We start from the raw sequence: 929 nt of genomic DNA on the forward strand, positions 1-929 counted from the left end.
CCGGCCGCACGCTGTCACAGCGGAATTTCACCGCGCATCCAAAAATGCAAGGAAGAAAATCATGACCACCCCCAAAATCCTTCTCACCGCCGCCGCCGCCCTGGCGCTGGGCGCAGCGGTTGCGCCGGTCTCGGCACAAGACATGCCCTCTGTGCCGCAGCGCACGCACATCCACACCAGCTACCAGAACGGCGGCATCGGCAAGGAGCAGATNGAAAATCATGACCACCCCCAAAATCCTTCTCACCGCCGCCGCCGCCCTGGCGCTGGGCGCAGCGGTTGCGCCGGTCTCGGCACAAGACATGCCCTCTGTGCCGCAGCGCACGCACATCCACACCAGCTACCAGAACGGCGGCATCGGCAAGGAGCAGATCGCGCGCATGGACCGCCACATGCAGCCCTATGACCTGCGCCTGACCTTCTCCGAAGGCCCGCACAACGCCTATGCCGCGGGCCTGCAACTGAACATCTACAACGCCAAGGGCGAAGACGTGTTCGCGCTCTCCGACGCCGGCCCGCTGACCGACGTGAAGCTGCCCGCCGGGCATTACCGCGTGGTCGCCGACTTCGGCGGCGTCCAGCGCAGCGGCAGCGTCGACATCCAGCCGGGCCAGCACGCCAGCCTGAACCTGCACTGGCCCAAGGACGAGACATGAGAAGGTGTGAACGAACCCGCCATGCCCGCTCGGCCACGCCGGATTCCTTCACACCTTCTGAGGCCAACGGCCTGGAGATTTGATAGCTGCTAACGCTTATCCAGCAAGCGTTAGCAGCCTATTTCATGTGGATTCCTGGGCCACGCCGCGCAGTTGCTGCGCCACGCGCTCCACCAGGCGACTGCGGCGCGCATCGGCATTCGCCGTGCCGTGCGGCACCAGTTCCCAGTGCGCATAGCTGCGCGCCGGTGCCAGGCTGGCGACCAGTTCGGC

The 929-nt window shown here is 65.6% G+C and carries 1 protein-coding gene; it reads left to right on the forward strand.

The features are described 5' to 3' along the window. Nucleotides 1–221: 221 nt before the first annotated feature. On the forward strand, nt 222–656 hold the full coding sequence (locus QZH66_RS17095) for a hypothetical protein (protein ID WP_305807044.1): 435 nt from the start codon (nt 222–224) through the stop codon (nt 654–656). Nucleotides 657–929 lie beyond the last annotated feature (273 nt).

Origin of the sequence: Stenotrophomonas sp. YIM B06876, from assembly GCF_030711595.1 — a bacterium.
In the GTDB taxonomy this organism is placed as follows: Bacteria; Pseudomonadota; Gammaproteobacteria; order Xanthomonadales; family Xanthomonadaceae; genus Stenotrophomonas.

Coding starts and splice junctions, on each gene's coding strand:
- QZH66_RS17095 (WP_305807044.1), top strand. CDS start 222: ATGACCACCCCCAAAATCCTTCTCACCGCCGCCGCCGCCCTGGCGCTG.